The 17,773-nt window shown below is 62.0% G+C and carries 17 protein-coding genes; 7 read left to right on the top strand and 10 right to left on the bottom strand.

Translation table 11 applies throughout. The features are described from left to right. Nucleotides 1-3: 3 nt before the first annotated feature. Nucleotides 4-1,089, bottom strand: a complete 1,086-nt coding sequence (locus BUC24_RS21925) for an AI-2E family transporter (RefSeq protein WP_073221989.1) — start codon at nt 1,087-1,089, stop codon at nt 4-6. Nucleotides 1,090-1,226: 137 nt separating this feature from the next. Here BUC24_RS21925 and purM point away from each other — a divergent pair, with 137 nt between their 5' ends. Beyond that, entirely contained in the window at nt 1,227-2,270 is a 1,044-nt protein-coding gene (gene purM, locus BUC24_RS21920) for a phosphoribosylformylglycinamidine cyclo-ligase (protein WP_073221986.1), read from the top strand. Between the two features lie 179 nt (nt 2,271-2,449). Here the strand turns inward: purM and BUC24_RS21915 are convergent, their stop codons facing one another. The 7 genes from BUC24_RS21915 to BUC24_RS21885 all read right to left on the bottom strand — a co-directional run bounded on the left by BUC24_RS21915 (nt 2,450) and on the right by BUC24_RS21885 (nt 11,021). Beyond that, on the bottom strand, nt 2,450-4,471 hold the full coding sequence (locus BUC24_RS21915; protein ID WP_073221983.1) for an alpha/beta hydrolase family protein: 2,022 nt from the start codon (nt 4,469-4,471) through the stop codon (nt 2,450-2,452). A gap of 90 nt (nt 4,472-4,561) precedes the next feature. Continuing rightward, nucleotides 4,562-5,776: a 6-phosphofructokinase gene (locus BUC24_RS21910; RefSeq protein ID WP_073221980.1), complete on the bottom strand. Its 1,215-nt coding sequence runs from the start codon at nt 5,774-5,776 to the stop codon at nt 4,562-4,564. A gap of 66 nt (nt 5,777-5,842) precedes the next feature. Further along, nucleotides 5,843-6,274 carry a DUF4124 domain-containing protein gene (locus BUC24_RS21905; protein WP_178372599.1) on the bottom strand — a complete coding sequence of 144 codons (432 nt, stop codon included), beginning with the start codon at nt 6,272-6,274 and terminating at the stop codon, nt 5,843-5,845. Between the two features lie 184 nt (nt 6,275-6,458). After that, a complete protein-coding gene (locus tag BUC24_RS21900) occupies nt 6,459-8,504 on the bottom strand; it encodes a sodium:solute symporter family protein (protein WP_073221976.1) in 2,046 nt (681 codons plus the stop codon). After that, a complete protein-coding gene (locus tag BUC24_RS21895) occupies nt 8,501-8,791 on the bottom strand; it encodes a DUF4212 domain-containing protein (RefSeq protein WP_073221974.1) in 291 nt (96 codons plus the stop codon). The genes BUC24_RS21900 and BUC24_RS21895 overlap by 4 nt, the downstream gene beginning before the upstream one ends. Next, nucleotides 8,788-10,320 (bottom strand): sensor histidine kinase, encoded by a 1,533-nt coding sequence (locus tag BUC24_RS21890; RefSeq protein ID WP_073221971.1) that lies wholly within the window; start codon nt 10,318-10,320, stop codon nt 8,788-8,790. Before BUC24_RS21890 ends, BUC24_RS21895 begins: the two co-directional genes overlap by 4 nt. Nucleotides 10,321-10,322: 2 nt before the next feature. Then, a complete protein-coding gene (locus tag BUC24_RS21885) occupies nt 10,323-11,021 on the bottom strand; it encodes a response regulator (protein WP_073221968.1) in 699 nt (232 codons plus the stop codon). A 159-nt stretch (nt 11,022-11,180) separates the two neighbouring features. Between BUC24_RS21885 and recA the strand changes: the two genes are divergently transcribed. Next, nucleotides 11,181-12,263, top strand: a complete 1,083-nt coding sequence (gene recA, locus BUC24_RS21880) for a recombinase RecA (protein ID WP_073221965.1) — start codon at nt 11,181-11,183, stop codon at nt 12,261-12,263. 1 nt (nt 12,264) lies between these two features. Then, entirely contained in the window at nt 12,265-12,723 is a 459-nt protein-coding gene (recX, locus tag BUC24_RS21875) for a recombination regulator RecX (protein WP_073221962.1), read from the top strand. Between the two features lie 85 nt (nt 12,724-12,808). On the opposite strand, the gene BUC24_RS21870 is transcribed toward recX, so the two are convergent. Then, nucleotides 12,809-13,216 (bottom strand): hypothetical protein, encoded by a 408-nt coding sequence (locus tag BUC24_RS21870; RefSeq protein ID WP_073221959.1) that lies wholly within the window; start codon nt 13,214-13,216, stop codon nt 12,809-12,811. Between the two features lie 286 nt (nt 13,217-13,502). Between BUC24_RS21870 and BUC24_RS21865 the strand changes: the two genes are divergently transcribed. From BUC24_RS21865 to BUC24_RS21850, 4 genes are all read left to right on the top strand, one after another. Further along, the gene (locus BUC24_RS21865) at nt 13,503-14,069 is read left to right on the top strand and encodes a DUF2889 domain-containing protein (RefSeq protein WP_073221956.1); all 567 of its coding nucleotides are present in this window, start codon (nt 13,503-13,505) and stop codon (nt 14,067-14,069) included. A 69-nt stretch (nt 14,070-14,138) separates the two neighbouring features. Next, a complete protein-coding gene (sucC, locus tag BUC24_RS21860) occupies nt 14,139-15,308 on the top strand; it encodes an ADP-forming succinate--CoA ligase subunit beta (RefSeq protein ID WP_073221954.1) in 1,170 nt (389 codons plus the stop codon). Between the two features lie 15 nt (nt 15,309-15,323). After that, on the top strand, nt 15,324-16,205 hold the full coding sequence (sucD, locus tag BUC24_RS21855; protein WP_073221951.1) for a succinate--CoA ligase subunit alpha: 882 nt from the start codon (nt 15,324-15,326) through the stop codon (nt 16,203-16,205). Nucleotides 16,206-16,427: 222 nt separating this feature from the next. Then, nucleotides 16,428-16,988, top strand: coding sequence for an FHA domain-containing protein (locus BUC24_RS21850; protein ID WP_073222481.1), 561 nt, complete (start codon nt 16,428-16,430; stop codon nt 16,986-16,988). 12 nt (nt 16,989-17,000) lie between these two features. Here BUC24_RS21850 and tfpZ read toward each other — a convergent pair whose 3' ends face one another. Continuing rightward, nucleotides 17,001-17,765: a TfpX/TfpZ family type IV pilin accessory protein gene (gene tfpZ / locus BUC24_RS21845; protein ID WP_083599086.1), complete on the bottom strand. Its 765-nt coding sequence runs from the start codon at nt 17,763-17,765 to the stop codon at nt 17,001-17,003. Between the last annotated feature and the right edge of the window lie 8 nt (nt 17,766-17,773).

Genomic DNA, 17,773 nt, shown 5'->3' with positions numbered 1-17,773 from the left:
CATCTACGCATTATAGAAGCTGCTGCGCAGGTAGTGGCGGCGCAGATGGCGGAACGCGACCATCAGCACGGCGGACGCGGGCAGCGCCAGCAGCACGCCGACAAAGCCGAACAGCTGGCCAAAGGCCAGCAAGGCGAAGATCACGGTCAGGGCATTGAGGCCGATGCGCTCGCCCACCAGGCGCGGCGTGAGGATGAAGCCTTCCAGGACCTGGCCCACGCCATACACGCCGGCGACCATGATCAGGCCGTACCAGCCGGGGAACTGCAGCACCGCGGCCACCAGCGCCAGCGCCAGGCCCAGACCGAAGCCGATGTAAGGAATGAACACCAGCAGGCCCGATAAAATCCCGACCGGCAGCGCCACTTCCAGCCCGAACAGGGCCAGCACGCTGGAGTAGAAAATGGCCAGCACCAGCATCACCAGCAGCTGGCCGCGCAGGTACTGGGCCAGCAGGGCGTCCACTTCGAGCGCCATGGCGCGCGTTTGCACCACCCAGCGGCGCGGCACCGCCAGCGCAATGCTGCGCAGGATCTGGTGCCAGTCGAGCAGCATATAGAACAGCACCACCGGCACCAGGGTCAGAGTGACGATCCAGCTCAGCACCGCCACGCCGCCGGCGCGCGCGTAACCGAGCGCCATGGTCCAGATGCCGTCGCCGCTAGTGGCCAGTTGTTCGCTCAGCAGGGCGCGAATGCCGGACGGGTCGAGCTGGACGTGGATGCCGGCAGCGGCCAGGTGGGGCGCCAGCATCAGATTGAGTTTGGTCAGGGCCAGGGGTATTTGCGCCTGCAGCAGGGGGATTTCCTTCTGCAGCACCGGCACCACGATCAGCACCAGCGCCAGCAGGGCGGCAATGAAGGCCGTCATGACGATGATCACCGCGACCGTGCGCGGGATGGTCAGGCGGTTGCCCAGGCGGATATTGTCAAGGTAGTCGACCGCGCCATTCAGGGCATAGGCCAGGATGGCGGCGGCAATAAACGGCGCCATGATGGGGCCGAGCGCGTAAATCAGGACACCGAATGCCAGCCAGAGCACCAGCCAAAACGCGGTTTGTTTCTGCTCCGGGGTTGAAAGAAATGGCATCAGGGCGTGGATTTGTCGGTTAAATGGGCCGTGGCCGGTCCAGTTTGATAAAATAGCGGATTGTCCAGTTTTGACCGTTTTGCGGCCAAAATCGGGTTGCCGCCTTCTATTTTACCGCCTCCGCTGCCAAATACACCATGAGCCAATCTTCTAATGTTTCTCTTTCCTACCGCGATGCGGGTGTCGATATCGATGCGGGCGATGCCCTGGTCGAAGCGATCAAGCCGTTTGCCAAGCGCACCATGCGCGAGGGTGTCATGGGCGGTATCGGCGGTTTCGGCGCCCTGTTCGAGATCAGCAAGAAGTTCAAGGAGCCGGTGCTGGTGTCCGGTACCGATGGCGTCGGCACCAAGCTCAAGCTCGCTTTCGAGCTGAACCGCCATGACACGGTCGGCATCGACCTGGTGGCCATGAGCGTCAACGACATCCTGGTGCAAGGCGCCGAACCGCTGTTCTTCCTCGACTATTTCGCCTGCGGCAAGCTCGATGTGCCAACCGCCACCGCCGTCGTCAAGGGCATTGCCCAGGGCTGCGAGCAAGCCGGTTGCGCCCTGATCGGCGGCGAAACGGCGGAAATGCCAAGCATGTACCCGGCTGGTGAATACGACCTGGCCGGTTTCGCGGTTGGTGCGGTGGAAAAATCGAAGATCATCGACGGCACCAAGATTGTGCCGGGCGATGTGGTGCTGGGCCTGGCCTCGTCGGGTGTGCACTCGAACGGGTACTCGCTGGTGCGCAAGATCATTGAAGTGGCCAAGCCGGACCTGAATGGCGACTTCCACGGCCGCAAGCTGGCCGACGTGCTGATGGAGCCAACCCGTATTTACGTCAAGCCGCTGCTGGCGCTGATGGAAGCCATGGAAGTCAAGGGCATGGTGCACATCACCGGCGGCGGCCTGGTGGAAAACGTGCCGCGCGTCCTGCAGGATGGCTTGACTGCCGTGCTCGATTCGAAGGCATGGACCATGCCGCCGCTGTTCCAGTGGCTGCAGCAGCATGGCGGCGTGGCGGACGCTGAAATGCACCGCGTGTTCAACTGCGGCATTGGCATGATCGTGATTGTCTCGAAAGAGAACGCGGACGCGGCCTTTGCCCAGCTGGCTGCTGCTGGCGAAACGGTATCGCGCATCGGTACCATCCGCGCCCGCGTGGGTGATGAGCACCAGACCATTGTCGAATAAGCCGGCAGCAGCTAAATAGAAAGGGAGGAAGACGGCGCTGCCGCTTCCTCCCTTTTTTGTACCACCACATCGCCCTCGCGAAGGCGGCGGTGCGACGCCTCGCGGCCTATACCATGTCCCCGAAGTCGTTCAACGCGGTATGGGCCCCCGCCTGCGCGAGGGCGATGTAGTAAGTGCGCTTACTTTTGCGTGCCAATCTGGCGATCCAGGAACTTCTCCACCCGGCTCCAGAAGTCAATCCGGTTCGCCACCGTGGCCCAGCCGTGGCCTTCGCCCTCGTACAGCACCCACTCCACATCATTGTTGGTCTGCTTGACGGCTTCGTAGAATTTTTTCCCGTGCATCAAAGGCACGCGCCGGTCAGCGCTGCCGTAGGCCAGCAGCAGCGGCTGCTTGATGCGCGCTGCCTGTGCCAGCGGCGACGTTGCAGTGAACTGGGCCGCATCCTTGACCGGGTCGCCAATCAGTTCCGGCATGCCGTACTTGTGCCACAGTTCGGGCAGGTCGTCCTCAAAGCTCCAGTGGCCGTCAAACAGCAGTTTGATGTCGGTCACGCCCACCCAGTCGATACCGCATTTGTACAGCTCGGGATGCTTGACCAGTCCCATCAGGGTGGCGTACCCGCCATAGCTGGCGCCGGCAATGCAGATGCGCTGTGGATCGGCGTAGCCCTTGTCAATGGCCCACTGGGTGCCGTCGGCCACATCGTCCTGCATGGCCAGGCCCCATTGCTTGAAGCCGGCGCGGAAGTGGCTATCGCCAAAACCGGCGCTGCCACGGTATTCCGGTTCCAGCACCGCGTAGCCGCGCGATGCGAGGAACTGGGCATTGGCCGACCAGCCCCAGGCGCTGCCGCGCACATACGGTCCGCCGTGCACCATCACCACCATCGGTGGCTTGGCCGCACTGGCGCTGGCGCCGGCAGGCAGCGTCAGCAGGGCCGGGATATCGCGCCCGTCACGCGCCTTGTAGCGGACAAATTGCTGCTGTCCCATCTGGGCCGGATTGATGTCCGGACGGGTGCTGCCCACCAGATTGAAGGCGCCGCTGGCCGTGTTGTACATGCGGATGGTCTTGGGCTGGACGTCCGAATACGATTCCACCAGCACCCATGGCGACTGGGGACGGGCCGGCACCGAAATCAGGTTCACCGTGTTGCCCAGCAGCGCGTCGACCTTGTCCTGCAGTGCTTTCATGCCGGGGTCGAGCCACATGGTCGCTTCAGCGTCGGTGCGGGTGCGGAACCCGAGCAGTTTGCCGTTGCTGAAAATCAGGCGGCCGCTGAAATCGTAGTCGGCCAGGGTAATCAGTGCCTTTTCGCTCAGCTTGCCGGTGGCCAGATCGAAGGTGTGTACGGCGCTTTTGTCCTGGCCCGCGCGTGCACTCACATACAAGGTGCCGTCCGCGCCAAAGGCGAGCGGGCTGAACACGCCCTTGGACGCCGGGTACAGATTAAAGCTGACCACGCTGCGCCAGGCCTGGGTTGTCGGATCGCGGTAGTGCAGGGTGGCTGTGTTTTCTTCGACGGTGCCGAGCATGCGCGGCTCGCCCTTGGCGTCCAGCAGCCAGCCCTGGGTGTGCTGGGGACGTTCCACTGTGCGCGCGCGGCCAGTGGTGGTGTCGAGCAGCAGCAAGTTCAAATTGTCGAAGCTATTGCCCTTGGAGAAGTCAGGACTTTGCACATACACGCTGTCCGAATTCTGCGCGCCCGGCTGATTCATCAGCAAGGTGTTATAGGGCAGCAGCTTGTTATTCGATGAGCCCGGCTTGGCGCCGCGATGGTTGTTGCGCCGCTCCGCCAGCTGGCGGAAACCGCTGCCATCGAAGTTGGCGGCATACAGGCCGGGACCGTATTCGCGGTCGCCGGTGGCCAATTGCTTGTTGGTGGTGTCGAAGATCAGGCGCTTGTCATTGACCCACTGGACCTTGCCGATATCGACATCGGCGAAGCTGGCCGTCGGGTAGATCTTGTTGTCGGCCAGGTCGATCACGGCCAGACCCTCGCGCTTGCCGGGCACGCCGACCACCACCGCCAGCATCTTGCCGTCGGGCGAGAGCAGCGGGGCGCTGAAGGGCGTATTGTCGAAGAAGGCCGCCACAGGTGGACGGGCCGCCACCGCCGCTGCCGGCAGGGTTTGCGCGGCGCACACGGCGCTTGCGGCGAGGGATAGAGCGAGTGCAGACAGACGAACAAAAGACATCAAGACGCTCCGGTAGAGGCTGTGAACTGGTTGATAAAAAAACAATGTTAGCAGGCCATCCAGCGCAGCGCTTGAGTATTTTTGACGGCGCTATTTGTTGAGTATTTTTTCCACCGGTGCGTGCCGCAGCCGGTATGCATCCGGCATGCCCGAGCCCAGCAACGGCCGCAAATACAGGCGGAAAGCGTCGGTCACGTCGGTGCCGCTGGCGCTGATGAAGGCGTCTTCCATCACCCGCGTTTTACCGGCCACATCTTCCAGCGCCATCAGTTCGTAGTCGACCGAGTAAAAGCCGGTGCGCTTGATGGCCACCGAGCCGTTGCGATCGCCCCACATGGCAAACTGGACCGCCTTCTCGCCCACTTCGCGCGCTTCACGCTGGTCGACATCGGAGACGCAACCAATAAAGGAGCGCTGCAGATAGCCAAAGGTGTCGCCGCGCACGCGCTTGATGCCCAGCTTGGACTTGATCTCGTCGCACAGCAGATCGGCCAGCGCGCCGGTGCCGGACAATTGCACATTGCCGTGGGCATCGCGCTCGACCTCGGCCGCCAGCAGGCTGGCAATGGCTTCGCCGGACGCATCGTGAATGCCTTCCGAGACGGCAATCACGCAGCGCCCGTACTGTTCGTAGGTGCGCTTGACGTCGGCCAGGAAGTTCTCCAGCACGAACACGCGCTCGGGCAGGTAGATCAGGTGCGGGCCGTCGTCCGGGAATTTTTTGCCGAGCGCCGCTGCCGCCGTCAGGAAGCCGGCGTGGCGCCCCATCACTACGCCCACATACACGCCGGGCAGGGCAGCGTTGTCCAGGTTGGCGCCGGCAAAGGCTTGGGCAACAAAGCGCGCTGCCGAGGGGAAACCGGGCGTGTGGTCATTGCCGACCAGGTCGTTGTCGATGGTCTTGGGAATATGGATGCAGCGCAGCGGGTAGCCTGCCTTGGCTGCTTCCTCGGCCACGATGCGCACGGTGTCCGACGAGTCATTGCCGCCGATATAGAAAAAATGCTCGATCTCGTGGGCGCGCAACACGGCAAAAATTTTCTGGCAATACGCGATGTCGGGTTTGTCGCGCGTGGAGCCCAGCGCCGACGAGGGCGTGGCGCCCACCAGCTCGAGGTTATGGCTGGTTTCCTGGGTCAGGTCGACAAAGTCTTCGTTGACGATCCCGCGCACCCCATGCAGGGCGCCGTAGATGCGGGTGACGTTGCGAAAGCGGCGCGCCTCCAACACCACGCCCACCATCGACTGGTTGATCACGGCGGTGGGGCCGCCTCCCTGAGCGACCAGAATTTTTCCCGACGACATGCGCATCTCCTTGAGTGGGTGAACCGGCAAGGGGTAGCTTACCCCGGTTTGCGCGCGGTGTGCAGCTCAGCAGCCGAACCGGCTGCGGCGGCAGCGTTCCAGCCGGGCGGCGCGCACCATCAGCTCGGCCTGGCGGTCGAGTTCTTCCTGTTCGCGCTGACGGGCAGCGGCGGCGGCGCGTTCAGCTTCCTGGCGCGCGGCCCAGCGCTCGGCGTCGCGGCGTGCGTCTTCCGCGTCGGCTTTGCTGCGCTCGGCGTAGCGTTTGTTGAACTCGGCGTTGGCTTCGGCCAGGCGTTCCGATTCGGCTTGCAGGCGCGCTGCGCGGGTACTGTCGGCAGCGGGGGGCGGTACCTCAAGGCGCCGTTCAGCGCGGGTGTTGGCCTGGCAGGCGCTGTCGGAAAAGGTGATCTTGCCGTCGGCGCCGACGCATTTATACAGCGTGCCGGCGCTGGCCTGGGTGCTTAGCAGGATCAAAACAGTCAGGACAGGCACACGCATGATGAGCTCCGCAAAAAAATGAACCAACATCGTCCTCGCGAAGGCGGGGACCCATACCACTTTACCGGAGTCGTTCACCGTGCCATGGCCCCCCGCCTGCGCGAGGGCGATGTTGCAAGCTAGCTGATTACTCTGGCGAACGGACATCGTCCACCTTCGCGAGGACGATGTTGCATGCTATACATTACTCCGGCGAACGGACATAGTCCACCATCGCCTCGGTCTGCGCATCCGGCCTGCGCGTGACCAGACTCACCAGCACCAGCACCGCCATCCCCGCCGGCACTCCAAATATACCAGCTGAAATCGGCGCAATATGCCACCACTGCGCGCTGGCACTGCCGCCCAGGATCGGGTTGGTATGCAGCATATACCAGGCGCATACGGCAAACCCGGCTGCCATGCCGGCAATGGCGCCAGCCTGGTTGGCGCGCTTCCAGAACACCCCCAGCACCAGCGCAGGGAACAAGGTCGACCCGGCCAGCGAAAAGGCCGCGCCCACCAGCGACAGAATGTCGCCCGGCTTGGTCGAGGCGGCGTACGCTGCAATAAAGGCCACCCCCAGCAGCAGCAACTTGGAAATGGTCACCCGCTTCTGGGTCGAGGCAGTCGGGTCCACCACCTTGTAATACACATCGTGCGAGAGCGCGTTGGAAATGGCCAGCAGCAAGCCGTCGGCCGTTGACAGCGCCGCTGCCAGGCCGCCTGCGGCGACCAGCCCGGAAATCACATACGGCAGGCCGCCGATTTCGGGCGTGGCCAGCACCAGCACGTCACCGTCGATGGCGATTTCGGCCAGCTGCACGATGCCGTCGCCGTTGACGTCGCTCACACTGATCAAGGGATGAATCTTGTCCACATTGGCCCAGTAGGAGATCCAGGTCGGCAGGTGGCCAAAATCGCTGCCCACCAGCGTGCTGTAAATATCGTATTTGACCAGCACCGCCAATGCCGGAATGGTCAGGTAGATCAGCAAAATGAAGAACAGGGTCCAGAACACCGAGATGCGAGTGTCGGACACGCCAGGCGTGGTGTAGGCGCGCATCAGAATGTGCGGCAACGCGGCCGTGCCCAGCATCAGGCACAGCACCAGGGCCAGAAAGTTGTTGCGCCGGATGTCGGACTGGTCCGCGTCGGGCGCGGCAAAGGGCGTGGCGTGGGGCTGCGGCGCCCGCGCCCGGGCCAGGTTGGCTTCGCGCAGCGTCTGCCATTCACGCGCCGCCTCCTCGGCATTCTTGGGGTACGCGATCAGGATCTTTTCCGCCGCCCGGATTTCGCCCAGCGAGCCGTTGCGCAGACGCACCGCGTCCAGGCCGCGCTGCACTTCTTTCAAGCCTGCTTCCCACGAGCCGGGCAGGGTGCGCAGGCGTTCGCCATACTGGCCGGCGCGCTGGAGGAAAATGGCGCGCACTTCCAGCTCGCGCGGGTCGGCCTGCAGCTGCGCTTCGCGCGCGGCCAGCTTGGGCAGCACGGTGCCGTATGCCACTTGCGGCAGGGGATTGTCGGTGTGCTTGGCCGACAGCCACATGGTAGGAATCAGGAAGGCGACCAGGATGATGATGTACTGCGCCACCTGGGTCCAGGTGATGGCGCGCATGCCGCCCAGGAAGGAACACACCAGGATACTGGCCAGGCCAAGGAAAATCCCGACCGAAAAATCGACGCCCGTAAAACGCGAGGCGATCAGGCCGACCGCGTAAATCTGCGCCACCACGTAGGTGAACGAGACGATGATGGTCGCCCCCACAGCCATGATGCGCACCGCCGTGCCGCGCCCGCGCACCCCGCCGTAGCGGGTGGCCAGAAAATCGGGAATGGTGTACTGGGCAAAGCGGCGCAGGTAGGGCGCAATCAGCAGCGCTACCAGCACATAGCCGCCGGTCCAGCCCATGATGTAGGCCAGGCCGTCAAAGCCTTGCAGATACAGGCCGCCGGCCAGGCTGATGAAACTGGCCGCCGAAATCCAGTCGGCGGCGGTGGCCATGCCGTTGAAAATGGCCGGCACCCGCCGCCCCGCCACGTAATACTCGGACACGTTCGAAGTGCGGCTGATGACGCCAATGGCCGCGTACAAGCCGATCGTGGCGATCATGAACAGATAGCCGATCCAGACCCGCGGCATGCCTTCGCGTTCCAGGATGAACAGCGAAATCAGGAAGGCCACGAAGCAGGCGCTGTACCAGCCGTAGTAGCGCGCCAGGCGCTGGCGGTAGGTGTTCTGGATGGTCATGACGGCGCTCCGGCCTGTGCCAGTGCGCGCGCAAAGCGCCGGTCCTGGCGCGCCATGAACAGCGCATACACGCCCAGAATCGCCAGGTACAGCAGTGACGCGCCCTGGGCGGCCAGGTAGAACGAGAGCGGCCAGCCAAATACCGTGACGGTGGCCAGTTCGCGTGCAAAAAACACGGTGCCGACGGTGCTGCCGAACCATAGCACCAGCAGCACGGCGGTCAGGCGGCGCGTGCGCTGCCAGTGCGCCGCGCGTGCGGCCAGCAGGGCTTTGATGTCTTCACTCATGCATCGGTTTCCTGATCGGGTGCGGGCGCCGGGAAGGTCAGGCGGAACAGGCAGCCCGGGCGCTTTTTCTCTTCGCTGCGCGGATTATTAAAAATATCGACTTCGGCGCCGTGCTGCAGCGCGATCTCGCGCACGATCGCCAGCCCCAGTCCGCTGCCTGGTGCGGTGTTACCAAGAATGCGGTAAAAGCGCTCAAACACGTGGCTGCGCTCGGCCGGGGGAATGCCCGGTCCGGTGTCTTCCACTTCCAGGATCGCCTGGCCTGTGTCGTCCCGCACACGCACGGTCACGCTGCCGCCGGCCGGGGTGTAGCGCAGGGCATTGTCAATCAGGTTCGAGAGCAGCTCGCGCAGCATCAGCGCATTGGCGCGGATGAAGACGGGATGCCAGGGTTCTTCGTAGCCCAGGTCGATACGGGCCGCAAACGAAGCTTGCACCCAGTCCTGCACCACGGCGCGCGCCACCGCATCGAGATCGAGTTCTTCAAAAGCGGCGCCGGTATGGGTCTGGTTTTCCGCGCGCGCCAGCGCCAGCAGCTGGTTGACCAGACGCGTGGCCGATTCCGAGCTTTTGGACAGCTGCTCGAGCGAGCGGTGGATTTCATCCGGATCGAGCTGGCGCAGCGCCAGCTCGGACTGCATGCGCATGCCGGCCAGCGGGGTCTTCATCTGGTGCGCAGCGTCGGCGATGAAGCGTTTTTGCATGTCGATGGTTTGCGACAGCCGTTCCAGCATGTCGTTGAGCGAGCCGACCAGGGGCGAGATCTCTTCCGGCACCTGGTGCGATTCGATCGGTGACAGGTCATCCGGGCGGCGCGCGCGAATCCGTTCCTGCAGCTGGGCCAGCGGCGACAGGCCGCGCGCCAGCGCAAACCAGACCAGGGCCAGCACGATCGGCAGGATGATGAACTGCGGCAGAATCACACCCTTAATGATTTCGTTGGCCAGGCGCGCGCGCTTGTCCAGCGTTTCGGCCACCTGCACCAGGGCCGCGTGCGGCTCGTCGCTGCGTTCGGCCAGGGGGCGCAGGTCGAGGTAGGAAAAAGCCACCCGCACCTGGCTGCCATACATCACATCATTGCGAAAGTGGACCCGGCCCAGGCGAAAGCGATCGGCGTCCTGCGGATGCGGCAGTTCGCGGTCGCCATCCACATGTTCGCCGCCCGGGCCGGCAATCTGGAAATACACATTGTCGACGTCGTCGGCGCGCAGGATGTCGCGCGCGCTGCCGGGCAGGCGCGAGACGACCTTGCCATCCACCTCGCGCACCTGCTGCGCCAGCACCGTCACGCTGTCTTCCAACGCATGGTCGAAGGGCTGGTTGGCAATCGACTTGGCCACCAGGTAGGTGATGGCGATACTCATGGGCCACAGCAGCAGCAGGGGCGCCAGCATCCAGTCGAGGATCTCGCCGAACAGCGAGTGCTGGATGTTTTCTTCGGGCTCCGGATTGGGCGGGACATACAACTGCGGCTCGGGCGCGCGCGCCAGCGCGGCGGCGCGTTCCAGGCCGGCGTCGCGCTCGTCCATGCTCACTCGGCAGCGCTGTCAGACGCGCCGCCAGGGGCGAATTTCTCAAGGCAGTAGCCCAGACCGCGCACGGTGGCAATGCGCACGCCGCCCACTTCGATCTTCTTGCGCAGCCGGTGCACATACACCTCAATGGCGTTGTTGGACACTTCCTCGCCCCATTCGCACAAATGGTCGACCAATTGCTCTTTCGAGACCAGGCGGCCGGCCCGCGCCAGCAAAATTTCCAGCAGGCCCAGTTCGCGCGCCGACAGTTCCAGCATCTGATCATTAATATAGGCACTGCGCCCGACCTGGTCATATACCAGGGGGCCGTGGCGCACCACGGTGGGGCCGCCGCCGGCGCCGCGCCGGGTCAGGGCGCGCACGCGCGCTTCCAGTTCGGACAGGGCAAACGGCTTGGCCATGTAATCGTCGGCGCCCAGGTCCAGTCCATTGACGCGCTGTTCAATCGAATCGGCTGCCGTCAGAATCAGCACCGGCAGCAGCGACGAGCGCGCGCGCAGGCGGCGCAGCACTTCCAGTCCGGACAATTTGGGCAAGCCCAGGTCGAGAATCAGCAGGTCGAATTCCTGGGTCGACAGCGCGGTGTCGGCCTCCTGCCCGTTCTTCACACAATCAATGGCATAGCCTGACTGGCGCAGGGAGCGCGTCAGTCCATCGGCCAATACGCTATCATCTTCGGCGAGTAAAATACGCATGCTTTCCCTATGTGGCTGTGCCCGTATTGTGTTTCATTTGGCCGGGGCCGGGGAATTTTTTTAGAAAAGGGCGCAAGTTGCGCTTGCCAAGACTACTGTACGCTTGTACAGTGTCACCTGTGATGTGACAACCGCCCTTTTTCAGACTGAAAGAAAATCATGGACGACAAAAGAAACGTAATGAATGCTGGCGAAAAGGGCAAGGCGCTGGCCGCCGCCCTGGCCCAGATTGAAAAGCAGTTTGGCAAAGGCTCGGTCATGCGCATGGATGCCAGCATGCCGGTCGAAGAAGTGCAAACCGTGTCCACCGGCTCGCTCGGTCTCGATATCGCGCTGGGCGTGGGCGGCTTGCCGCGCGGCCGTATCGTCGAAATCTACGGTCCTGAATCGTCCGGTAAAACCACGCTGACGCTGCAGACCATCGCGCAAATGCAAAAACTGGGCGGCACCTGCGCCTTTATCGACGCCGAACATGCGCTGGACGTCACCTATGCCCAAAAATTGGGCATCAACCTGTCCGAGCTGCTGATCTCCCAGCCCGATACCGGCGAACAGGCACTTGAAATCACCGACGCGCTGGTGCGTTCCGGCAGTGTCGACCTGGTTGTCATCGACTCGGTGGCGGCACTGACCCCGCGCGCTGAAATCGAAGGCGACATGGGCGATTCGCTGCCCGGCCTGCAAGCGCGCCTGATGTCCCAGGCCCTGCGCAAGCTGACCGGCTCGATCAACCGCACCAACACCCTGGTCATCTTCATCAACCAGATCCGCATGAAGATCGGCGTCATGTTCGGCAGCCCTGAAACCACCACCGGTGGCAATGCGCTCAAGTTCTACGCTTCCGTGCGTCTGGACATTCGCCGTACTGGCTCCATCAAGTCTGGCGACGAAGTGATCGGCAACGAAACCAAGGTCAAGGTCGTCAAGAACAAGATCGCGCCACCGTTCAAGGAAGCCCACTTCGATATTCTCTATGGAGAAGGCACGTCGCGCGAAGGCGAAATCCTTGACCTGGGTGCGGACAACAAGGTCGTGGAAAAGTCGGGTTCCTGGTACAGCTACAACGGCGAGCGTATCGGCCAGGGCAAGGACAATGCCCGTCTGTTCCTGAAAGAGCGTCCCGCCCTGGCACGCGAAATCGAGAACAAGGTGCGCGCTGCCCTGGGCGTGCGCGAACTGCCGCCGCCTGCCGGTGAAGAAGCGCCTGCCAAGGTAGCGAAACTGAAGGCGGTTGCCGAGTAAGATGCCTGCACCCCAGCTGAGCCTGAAGGCGCGCGCCTTGCGGTATTTGTCAATGCGCGAGCACAGCCGGCTGGAACTGGGGCGCAAGCTGTCCAGATATGCCGAGGAGGGCGAGGATGTCGCCGCCCTGCTCGATTTTCTGGAAAAGAATAACTGGCTGTCGCAGGAACGTTTTTCCGAATCCCTGATTCATCGCCGTTCTGCGCGCTTTGGCAACAGCCGCATCGTGGCCGAACTGCAAAGTCACGGGGTCAACGGCGAAGCATTGCAAGAACTCAAAGCGGGTCTGGCCGACAGCGAGACCGCCCGCGCCTGCGAAGTGTGGCAGCGCAAATTCGGCACGGTCGCCACCGATCCTGCCGAGCGTAACAAGCAAATGCGTTTTCTGCTGCAGCGCGGCTTTTCGCAAAAAGCCGTGCGCACCGCGCTCCAGGGCGCGCCGGAAGACGACGACGATTAAGGTAAAAAAGCGGAGCGTCTTTCATCGTATGCGCCGACGCCGGCCGGCCATACTCCTCAAAGGTGGAAGGCGCTGCGCTTTTTTACTACCATTTGGTGTCGCTGAACCATTCGCGACGCAAGCCGACGATGGTTGCCGGCAGCAGGGCGACGATGCCCGCGCTGACAATGATCAGCCAGCTCAGCCAGAGCGGGGCGTTGGCCAGCCAAGGGCTAGGCTCGTCGGAATCCGGCAGTAGCGCAGCGGTCAGGGTGAACGCCAGACCGACGCTAAACAAGCTCCCCATGGCGCGCCCCCACGCGACACGACGCATGTGTCCGGCCAGCGCAATGACGACCAGCCCGGCCATGACATGCACGGACCAGGAGAATCGATCCATCGCCATCGACATCCCCAGCATGGCCAGTATCAGGACCATCATGGCAGCCAAGGCCAGATGGGCCAGCCGGGCATACCAGGGTAGCGACGGTGCCAAGGGCGTTTCCCATTTCATGATCGAAACCTTTCGTTTTCGCAGCTGCGTATTTGCGCCACCTGATTGTGCAAATGGCGTCAACGACGCCTGCCATGCGGCGCATCTTGCCCGTAATATCAATATTTTGTCCAGCAATAACAATCTGACAAGTCGATTCTAAATAAGGCACGCCCGAGTCCGGTGTGATAAACTTTCGGGGTTTTCGCAGCGCCGCATGAGCGGTTTGTTGCCGTAGAAGCTGCGGCATCAGTGCAATAGCACACGGCTGCATACTATTTACGCCGCATTTCCGGCATTGGTCTTTATGCCCCTGTCTTCTCCTGTCCCTCGCGCCTTGCGGCATACGCGCGCCATCCAGATCGATGCCTATGCGCGCGACGATGGCTTGTGGGATCTTGACGCCTGCATTTCCGACGTCAAGGTGAAAGACGTGGTGCTCGCCTCCGGCGCGCGCCCCGGCGGCACTTTCCTGCACAACCTCAGCCTGCGCATTACCATCAACCGCGAGCTGCAGATTGTGGGCGCCGAAGCCGCTTCCGACGCGGTTCCCTATCCTGGTTATTGCGACACCATCGGCCCGGCCTATCAGCAACTCATCGGCCTGTCGCTGGTCAAGGGTTTTCGTGCCGCGATCAAGGAACGCCTGTCCGGCGTGCTGGGCTGCACCCATTTGACCGAGCTGGCGCAAATTCTGCCGACCGCCGCGATCCAGGCCTATGCCAATGATGTGATCCAGACCCGCGACGGCGATGGCGACGACCAGCTCGCCGAGCAACCATTTCAGCTTGAAAAATGCCACGCGTTGCGGCTGCGCGCGCCGGCGGTGGCCCGGTATTATCCGCGCTGGGCAATCAAACCTGCAGCGCAATAGCAATCCCGTTTTTTTTACGTACCCCAACCGTATTTCCACACCATCAGTTTCAAAAGAAGGGAAGCCAGTATGAAGATCCATGAGTATCAAGGCAAAGAAATCCTCCGGCAATTCGGAGTGACGGTTCCGCGCGGCATTCCGTGCCTGACCGTTGACGAAGCCGTCAAGGCAGCCGAAACGCTGGGCGGCCCAGTCTGGGTAGTCAAGGCGCAAATCCATGCTGGCGGCCGCGGCAAAGGCGGCGGCGTGAAAGTGGCCAAGTCGCTTGAGCAAGTCAAAGAGTATGCCAACCAGATCATGGGCATGCAGCTGATCACGCACCAGACCAGCGCGGAAGGCCAGAAAGTACGCCGCCTGCTGATCGAAGAAGGCGCCGACATCAAGAAAGAACTGTATGTGTCGCTGGTCACCGACCGCGTCAGCCAGCGCGTGGTGCTGATGGCATCGAGCGAAGGCGGCATGGACATCGAAGAAGTTGCCCACAGCAATCCGGAAAAAATCCACCACATCGCCATCGACCCGTCCGTCGGTGTGACCGATGCCGAGTGCAATGACATCGGCACCAAGATCGGCGTGCCTGCCGCATCGCTGGCTGACTTCGCAGTGCAAATCAAGGGCCTGTACAAAGCCTACTGGGAAACCGATTGCTCGCTGGCCGAAATCAACCCGCTGATCCTGACCGGTTCGGGCAAGGTCATCGCACTGGACGCCAAGTTCAACTTCGATTCGAACGCCCTGTATCGCCAGCCAAACATCGTTGCCATGCGCGACCTGGACGAAGAAGATCCAGCCGAAGTGGAAGCGTCGAAATTCGACCTGGCTTACATTTCGCTCGACGGCAATATCGGCTGCCTGGTGAACGGCGCCGGTCTGGCCATGGCCACCATGGACACCATCAAGCTGTTCGGCGGCGAGCCAGCCAACTTCCTGGACGTGGGCGGCGGTGCAACGGCTGAGAAAGTCACCGAAGCATTCAAGATCATGCTGAAAAACCCAGGCCTGAAAGCCATCCTGGTCAACATTTTCGGCGGCATCATGCGCTGCGACGTGATCGCCGAAGGCGTGATCACCGCCTCCAAGGCTGTGTCCCTGAAAGTGCCACTCGTTGTGCGCATGAAGGGCACCAACGAAGAGATCGGCAAGAAGATGCTGGCTGACTCCGGCCTGCCGATCATCGCCGCAGACACGATGGAAGAAGCGGCCAAGGCCGTGGTTGCCGCCGCTGCCGGTCAAGCTTAATTCGAAGGAAATACCATGTCGATTCTGATCAATAAAGATACCAAAGTAGTTACCCAAGGGATCACCGGCAAGACCGGCCAGTTCCACACCCGTATGTGCCGCGACTACGCGAACGGCAAGAATGCCTTCGTTGCTGGCGTGAACCCGAAGAAAGCCGGCGAAGATTTCGAAGGCATTCCAATTTTCGCCAACGTGGCCGAAGCGAAGAAAGAAACCGGCGCCAACGTGTCGGTGATCTACGTGCCGCCAGCAGGCGCGGCTGCCGCGATCTGGGAAGCTGTTGAAGCTGAACTGGACCTGGCCATCTGCATCACCGAAGGCATTCCCGTGCGTGACATGATGGCCCTCAAGGACCGCATGGCCAAAGCCGGTTCCAAGACCCTGCTGCTGGGTCCGAACTGCCCAGGCTTGATCACGCCAGACGAAATCAAGATCGGCATCATGCCAGGTCACATCCACCGCAAGGGCCGCATCGGCGTGGTCTCGCGTTCGGGCACCCTGACCTATGAAGCGGTTGGCCAGTTGACCGCACTTGGTCTGGGCCAGTCGTCGGCAGTGGGCATTGGCGGCGACCCGATCAATGGTCTGAAGCACATCGACGTCATGAAAATGTTCAACGATGATCCTGATACCGACGCCGTCATCATGATTGGCGAAATCGGCGGTCCGGACGAAGCCAATGCGGCCTACTGGATCAAGGACAACATGAAAAAGCCAGTGGTGTGCTTCATCGCGGGCGTCACCGCGCCACCAGGCAAGCGCATGGGCCACGCCGGCGCGCTGATCTCGGGCGGTGCCGATACCGCGCAAGCCAAGCTGGACATCATGGCTGAATGCGGCATCAAGGCCACCAAAAACCCGTCGGAAATGGCGCGTTTGCTGAAAGACATGCTGTAAGCCTGACACGCAGCGTTGTTGCTTGAGGACGGGGAGCGAGAGCTCCCCGTTTGCATTTGGAGAATCATTTCATCTCGGCATGGAACGTGCTAGTACTGCATTGCAGCCACACTGTCGCGCATGGCAATGCTGTGTTAATTTGTAAATATACGTGATCTAGTTGATAATATCGGGATTGGATGTTTCCCGTGTGTTTTGTGGCCCGACTGGCCGGAGATTGAAGTGGCAAAACTGATTGTTTCGTGTGAATCGCAGGTGGTCAAAGAAGTCGAGCTCGACAAAGAGCGGATGACGCTCGGGCGCAAGGCCCACAACGATATCGTGGTCGAACATAAAGCCGTCAGCGGCCAGCATGCCAGCATCCTGGTGTCGATCGACGACGCCATTCTGGAAGATTTGGGCAGCACCAACGGCACGTTTGTGAATGGGCAGAAGATTTATCGCCACAAGCTGGCCCATGGCGACAAGATCGTGATTGCCACTTACGAAATGGAATTTCTGGCCACGCCGCCCAAGCCAGCCCGTTCCGGCTGGATCGAGGTCGGCAGTGGCGCCCATGTGGGCACCAAGCTGCCCTTGACCAAGCCGCTCACGACCGTGGGCAAGCCCGGTACGGCCGTGGTGGCCATCAGTTTTGCCGCCGGCACCTATTTCGCTTCCAACATCGAAGGTGAAACCGGTGCCCAAGTCAATGGCAGCGGCCTGGGCGATGTGCCGCAGCGACTCGAGCACGGCGACGTGATCAACCTGGCTGGCACCCGCATGACCTTCCACGCGCGCTGAGCGCGCGCAGCGTTACAGCCAGGGACGCAAGTCCACCATCTCCAGGACGGTGCCATCGGCGCGGTTGATCAGCACCGTGACGTCCTGGGCTTTTCCTTTCAGCGGCAAGAAGCCGGCATCGATCTGCCTGGCCCGGTACTTCTCCGCCAGCTGCGTCACTTTTGCCGTCTCGGCCCGATTGAAATTGTTCAGTTCCGCCAGGGGCCTGGACTTGGCAATGATGTCCGCCTTCGCCTGGACTAATGGGCGGTAGTACTTGGGCAATTGATGCAGGTCGGCGCCGCCCGTAGCGGACGAGAACGTCAGTGCCGAACGCTCGCCTGAGTCGGCCGGCAGAATCGCGGCCACCGTCTTCGGACCGAGCAAGGGTACCTGTTTGAATTCGCTCAGCGTGACCGGCGCCAGCTTGGCGTCATCGAGGTCGTTGGCATACATCAGGTCGAAGCGATCGACCGCAAACACCACGTAGGCAGGACGCGCTATGTACACCGTGTGCAAGCCGTAGCACAACGCGGCCAGCTGGATCAGCCCGACAATGAGCAGATCGCGCTTGAGTTCGGGTTTGGCGCGGTTGAACACGCACAGGGTGATCAAGGGGCCGAGGGAAATATCGACCACCAATAGCAGCAGGAAAATCTCGGTCACACCGCAGGCCTGGGCCAGCGGTGTCGGGTACAGCACCAAAAACACCAGCGCAGCACTGAGTGCCGCAACACACAGCGAAATAAGCAAATGCAAGCCTGATGCACGCAAGCGATCAGCCATCTGTGGTGCCATTGTCAATC

It is taken from the genome of Massilia sp. CF038 (assembly GCF_900129765.1).
GTDB lineage: Bacteria > Pseudomonadota > Gammaproteobacteria > Burkholderiales > Burkholderiaceae_D > Telluria_A.
This window is presented reverse-complemented; position numbering and strand designations above follow the sequence as displayed.

Bases quoted from the DNA above. Each gene is read 5' to 3' on its own strand.
- BUC24_RS21900 (WP_073221976.1), bottom strand. From the start codon at position 8,504: ATGACCATCCAGAACACCTACCGCCAGCGCCTGGCGCGCTACTACGGC.
- BUC24_RS21910 (WP_073221980.1), bottom strand. From the start codon at position 5,776: ATGTCGTCGGGAAAAATTCTGGTCGCTCAGGGAGGCGGCCCCACCGCC.
- BUC24_RS21915 (WP_073221983.1), bottom strand. From the start codon at position 4,471: ATGTCTTTTGTTCGTCTGTCTGCACTCGCTCTATCCCTCGCCGCAAGC.
- recX (WP_073221962.1), top strand. From the start codon at position 12,265: ATGCCTGCACCCCAGCTGAGCCTGAAGGCGCGCGCCTTGCGGTATTTG.
- BUC24_RS21925 (WP_073221989.1), bottom strand. From the start codon at position 1,089: ATGCCATTTCTTTCAACCCCGGAGCAGAAACAAACCGCGTTTTGGCTG.
- purM (WP_073221986.1), top strand. From the start codon at position 1,227: ATGAGCCAATCTTCTAATGTTTCTCTTTCCTACCGCGATGCGGGTGTC.
- tfpZ (WP_083599086.1), bottom strand. From the start codon at position 17,765: ATGGCACCACAGATGGCTGATCGCTTGCGTGCATCAGGCTTGCATTTG.
- BUC24_RS21895 (WP_073221974.1), bottom strand. From the start codon at position 8,791: ATGAGTGAAGACATCAAAGCCCTGCTGGCCGCACGCGCGGCGCACTGG.
- BUC24_RS21870 (WP_073221959.1), bottom strand. From the start codon at position 13,216: ATGAAATGGGAAACGCCCTTGGCACCGTCGCTACCCTGGTATGCCCGG.
- BUC24_RS21890 (WP_073221971.1), bottom strand. From the start codon at position 10,320: ATGGACGAGCGCGACGCCGGCCTGGAACGCGCCGCCGCGCTGGCGCGC.
- recA (WP_073221965.1), top strand. From the start codon at position 11,181: ATGGACGACAAAAGAAACGTAATGAATGCTGGCGAAAAGGGCAAGGCG.
- sucD (WP_073221951.1), top strand. From the start codon at position 15,324: ATGTCGATTCTGATCAATAAAGATACCAAAGTAGTTACCCAAGGGATC.
- BUC24_RS21865 (WP_073221956.1), top strand. From the start codon at position 13,503: ATGCCCCTGTCTTCTCCTGTCCCTCGCGCCTTGCGGCATACGCGCGCC.
- sucC (WP_073221954.1), top strand. From the start codon at position 14,139: ATGAAGATCCATGAGTATCAAGGCAAAGAAATCCTCCGGCAATTCGGA.
- BUC24_RS21885 (WP_073221968.1), bottom strand. From the start codon at position 11,021: ATGCGTATTTTACTCGCCGAAGATGATAGCGTATTGGCCGATGGACTG.
- BUC24_RS21905 (WP_178372599.1), bottom strand. From the start codon at position 6,274: ATGCGTGTGCCTGTCCTGACTGTTTTGATCCTGCTAAGCACCCAGGCC.